This is a genomic window from Yersinia sp. 1252 StPb PI (genome assembly GCF_048593885.1).
In the GTDB taxonomy this organism is placed as follows: domain Bacteria; phylum Pseudomonadota; class Gammaproteobacteria; order Enterobacterales; family Enterobacteriaceae; genus Yersinia; species Yersinia enterocolitica_E.
In genome coordinates this window covers 1-4,934 of sequence record NZ_JAZGQE010000252.1, presented here as the reverse complement: position 1 = coordinate 4,934, position 4,934 = coordinate 1, and the positions used below count along the sequence as shown (strand labels likewise).

Genomic DNA, 4,934 nt, shown 5'->3' with positions numbered 1-4,934 from the left:
ATCGAATAGTCATTGCCACGGCGCAGTTCCAGTGTCACTTCACCGGTAATCTCGCTCGCAACCCAACGTTGCGCAGAATCGCGCAGCATCAATGCTTGTGGATCAAACCAACGGCCTTGATACAGCAGACGACCCAACACCCGGCCATTGGCATGATATTGCTCGATAGTATCTTCGTTATGAATACCGGTTAGCAGACGCTCATAAGCGATATGCAACAACGCCATCCCTGGGGCTTCATAAATGCCACGGCTCTTGGCTTCGATAATACGGTTCTCAATTTGGTCGCTCATCCCCAAACCATGACGGCCACCAATACGGTTGGCTTCCATCATCAGCTCAACACTGTCGTCAAACACTACGCTATTTAGAGCAACCGGATACCCACGTTCAAAACGGATAGAGACTTCTTCCGCTTTCACTACCACGTTTTCATCCCAGAACTTCACGCCCATAATCGGGTTAACGATTTTGACGCTGGAATTAAGGAATTCCAAGTCTTTGGCTTCGTGAGTGGCTCCAAGCATATTAGAGTCAGTGGAATAGGCTTTCTCGGTCGACATTTTATAGTCGAAACCGGACTGAATCATAAACTCGGACATTTCATGACGGCCGCCCAATTCATCAATGAAATCAGTATCCAGCCACGGTTTGTAAATTTTCAACTCAGCATTGGTCAACAGACCATAACGATAGAAACGCTCGATATCGTTACCTTTATAGGTACTGCCATCACCCCAGATATTGACACCATCTTCTTTCATGGCGGCAACCAGCATGGTACCGGTGACAGCACGGCCCAGCGGGGTGGTGTTAAAGTAGGTCACACCGGCGGTGGTGTTATGGAATGCACCACATTGAATGGCTGCGATACCCTCAGCAACCAGTTGTTTGCGGCAATCAACCAGACGGGCTTTCTCTGCGCCATACTCCATTGCCTTACGCGGAATTGCATCGTAATCTTCTTCGTCAGGCTGACCCAAATTGGCGGTATATGCATAAGGAATTGCACCCTTTTTCTGCATCCATAACAGTGCTGCGCTGGTGTCCAGGCCACCAGAAAAAGCAATACCAACACGCTGATTAATAGGAAGGTGTTTGAGAATAGTTGTCATCAATTAAATCCTGTATGAATTAGGTCTGTCTGGCAAAGGTTTCAATGCCTACATTGATATCGCAAAACCCCTATTCTAGTCAAAGACATTTTGCATATTTATGTATGTTTCATTGCATAAGTATTTCATCACCACTTTGGTGAAATGATGTTTCACTAAAATTTATCGCATGTTCTATTATGAGATCTGCAAGGGTTTTTTACCGCGGACAAAACGTTAAAATTTAACGCGGGCAATCACCATGGTAAATCAGCGCATCGGGATGTTTCACCATAGTGGTGGAAAGCGTTGATGTATGCAAATGGACGTGATTCCAGGGACTGTTAAGTTGAAAATCTTTCACGCAAGCGCGTGGTATAAAAAGCGAAAATCCTATCGGGTACTGTTTTGGCGTGAGATAACGCCACTGGCTATCCCACTGTTTATTGAAGGGCTTTGTGTGCTGCTGATGGGGGTGTTTAGCACACTGCTGGTGAGTTGGTTGGGTAAAGAGGCCATGGCGGCGGTGGGGCTGGCGGATAGCTTCAATATGTTGATTGTGGCCTTTTTTGCCTCTGTTGCACTGGGAACATCGGTTGTGGTGTCATTTAGCCTTGGTCAGCGTAAACGCAAACAAGCACAAACGGCAGCGCGTCAATCGATCTCTCTACTGGTGCTCATCTCATTATTTTTGGTGCTACTGGTGCATTTTACCGGTGAGACGATTATTAATCTGATGGCCAGTCAAGCCGATCCCTCCGTTAAGGCGATGGCGCTGACCTATCTGCACCTGACCGTCTGGAATTATCCCGCAATGGCCATCACCTTGGTGGGTTGTGGTGCACTGCGCGGAGCCGGTAATACCCGATTACCCATGTTCATCAATATTATGATGAACATTCTCAATATTGCTATCAGTAGCATATTGATTTACGGCCTATTTAGCTGGCAGGGCTTAGGCTTTATTGGTGCCGGTATCGGTATCACGCTTTCTCGCTATATCGGCGCGCTGGTGGTGGTGCTAATGCTGATTTTTGGTGCCAATCACACTCTGCGCATCCCGTTCAAAGCGTATTTTATGCCGTTTACCTCGGCGATTATGTTTGAGGTGTTGAGTATTGGTATTCCCGCGAGTGTTGAATCAGTGATGTTTAGCATTGGTAAGCTAATTACTCAGCGTTTTGTGGCGGGGATGGGGACCGAAGTGATCGCCGGTAATTTCATCGCATTTTCAATTGTCGGGCTGATTAACTTGCCGGGCAATGCGTTGGGCTATACCTCGACGATTATTATCGGCACGCGGTTAGGGAAAGGGCAGATCTTGCAACCGATCCGCCAACTCAAGCATATCTTCTGGTTATCGACGGTTGGCGTGTGTTTTATCGCGCTATTATCGATCCCCAGCGCCGGTTTTTTGGCTTCGTTGTATACCAACGAGCCGGGCGTTATTACTGTCGTTAAACACCTGATCTGGATAAATGCACTGTTTATGCCGATTTGGGCCGCCTCTTGGGTGTTACCATCCGGCCTAAAAGGGGCGAAGGATGCCAGTTACACTATGTGGGTGGCACTGGCCGGGATGTGGGGTTGCCGGATTATCGCCGGTTACATTCTGGGGGTGACGCTAGGATTTGGCGTCATTGGCGTGTGGATGGGCATGTTCCTCGATTGGATAGTGCGTGGTGTGCTGTTTTATCGGCGAATGTCCTCTGGCCGTTGGCTATGGCGCTATCGGCCCATAGCCTGACCACTAAAGTTCATTTGCGCCCGTTTGCGGGCCAGCGCCTGGCGACTTTTATCGCATTTTCCAATCGACGCAGATGGTCGTTAAGTATGTGCAGCGGCGACGTCAGGCAGTGCTCGGTGTCGCGTTTTTCTCTTAAGTCGAATTATTAAGCATTTTCTCCCACGTGCCGATAACACTATAAGTTCCACCATGGTGAGAATGAGAAAAGGCAATGGACAGACGTGGGACGAGAGGGCACCGTGCGTGCTGTATTTTCCTGTTCTCGAATGAAAGGGTGAAGCATTAGTTGCCGCTGAGCAGAATGTTATTCCTTATTTTCCGAATGGCTGATATCGCCTTGTTATTGCACATCAACAATTATTTGCATTGGGGAAAGTATGGATAATTTTCAAAAAGAGATTGAAGAGAGAACAAATCTCACCTCATCAAACCGATTTGAACTTTTGTTGTTCCGACTGGGGGTATCTCAAGAAGAAGAGAAATCCGAGTTATTCGGTATCAACGTGTTCAAACTGCGTGAAATTGTACCCATGCCTACGCTGACCAAAGCCGCGGGTATGGCATCTCCGATGATGGGTATTGCGAATATTCGCGGAGAAATCATTCCGGTGATTGACCTCCCGTCTATCGTCGGTTGCGTGCCAAAAACTGGACTAAATATTCTGCTGGTGACTGAGTACGCCCGGAGCACACAGGCTTTTGCCGTGGAATCCGTTGACGATATCGTGCGCCTTGAATGGAGCCAGGTACTGGCTGCCGACGCGGGTGTTAAGAGCCGCAATATTACCAGTATTGCGCGCTTGGATAACGATCCTACCAGCAACCGATTGGCACTGGTGCTGGATGTTGAACAGATTCTATATGACATTATTCCTGCTAATCGCAATGTTCAAATCGACAGTGAGAAGACCAAGGCATTTGAACTTAAGCCAGGCTCAGTCGCGATTGTGGCTGAAGATTCTAAGGTGGCGCGTTCGATGCTTGAACAGGGTCTGAAGATGATGAATATCCCTGCCGTGATGCATATCACTGGTCTGGAAGCGTGGAATAAGATCAAGAAGATGGCCGATGAAGCGCGGGCCGAAGGGGTACCTATCTCGGATAAAATCGCCTTTGTGTTAACCGATTTAGAAATGCCGGAGATGGATGGTTTTACCTTGACGCTGAATATAAAACGCGATGAGTTCTTGAAAAATATTCCGGTGATAATCCATTCGTCATTATCGGGTAGTGCCAATGAAGACCATGTCCGCAAAGTTGGGGCAGATGCTTATGTGGCAAAATTCGAAGTCAACGAATTGGAAGCCGCCATCCATAGCGCTCTGGATTCAAAGAAAGCGATAAACGCGTAACCACCATGATACCTGCGGCCTTTTCCTGCATGCTCACATGAGCAGGAACGGGCCGACTGATCACTCTTGCCTAAAACCGTTATGGCACTGTGCTATTTAACGACCCACGATACTTCCCTCTACCCACAATTTTAACTCTCGCACATCTTCCCGCGGTGCTTTTTCCTGGGTGGTGACAAAGAAGTATTTCCCGCCCGGTAGCGCCATATCAAATGGGACGGTGAGGATCTGTTTATCGATAAAATCCTTCGCCAGCAAACTGCTGACAATGGCCACACCTTGCCCGGCGATGGCGGTTTGAATCGCGTGGGTTTCATCGGTAAAACGCAGACTGGCCTCAATATCCAGCGTTTTCGGACCATATTGATCACGCCAATGTTCCCAGTTTGGTGAGGGCTGCGGAATATGTCGGTTCTGGACGTGAAAGAGTGTCACCGTGGTTAAATCATCAAGCTGGGTTAATCCCAGTATCGGGCTGGCAATCAGCACAAGTGCTTTGGCTGAATTGGCGCGAGTGATTGAACAGCCCTGATAGCATTCAAATCACCAAAAACTTGCTTAGTTTCCTAAGCGGGTTGCTCTAATTCTTCATCACTCACCGCTCCCCTTGGCATAATCCGGTGCGGAGAGGGTCCGATGCCAATCATTTTTCCCACATTTCTTTCTTCGCCAAAAAAAGCCAATGGCAACAATTTGACCTTCATCACGAAAACAACAAAACAAAATAAAACAACAAAATGC

4 protein-coding genes are annotated in these 4,934 nt (G+C 47.9%); 2 read left to right on the top strand and 2 right to left on the bottom strand.

Translation table 11 applies throughout. The features are described from left to right. Positions 1 to 1,115, bottom strand: a 1,115-nt coding sequence (gene argG, locus V2A85_RS21895) for an argininosuccinate synthase (protein WP_420072357.1), incomplete at its 3' end; no start/stop codon positions are given. Positions 1,116 to 1,443: 328 nt separating this feature from the next. Between argG and V2A85_RS21890 the strand changes: the two genes are divergently transcribed. After that, complete coding sequence (locus V2A85_RS21890; RefSeq protein ID WP_420072356.1) at positions 1,444 to 2,841, top strand: EmmdR/YeeO family multidrug/toxin efflux MATE transporter; 1,398 nt, start codon at positions 1,444 to 1,446, stop codon at positions 2,839 to 2,841. A 377-nt stretch (positions 2,842 to 3,218) separates the two neighbouring features. Beyond that, positions 3,219 to 4,193, top strand: a complete 975-nt coding sequence (locus V2A85_RS21885) for a chemotaxis protein (RefSeq protein ID WP_083159249.1) — start codon at positions 3,219 to 3,221, stop codon at positions 4,191 to 4,193. A gap of 96 nt (positions 4,194 to 4,289) precedes the next feature. On the opposite strand, the gene V2A85_RS21880 is transcribed toward V2A85_RS21885, so the two are convergent. Further along, the gene (locus tag V2A85_RS21880; RefSeq protein WP_420072355.1) at positions 4,290 to 4,682 is read right to left on the bottom strand and encodes a LysR substrate-binding domain-containing protein; all 393 of its coding nucleotides are present in this window, start codon (positions 4,680 to 4,682) and stop codon (positions 4,290 to 4,292) included. Positions 4,683 to 4,934 lie beyond the last annotated feature (252 nt).

Coding starts and splice junctions, on each gene's coding strand:
- V2A85_RS21885 (WP_083159249.1), top strand. CDS start 3,219: ATGGATAATTTTCAAAAAGAGATTGAAGAGAGAACAAATCTCACCTCA.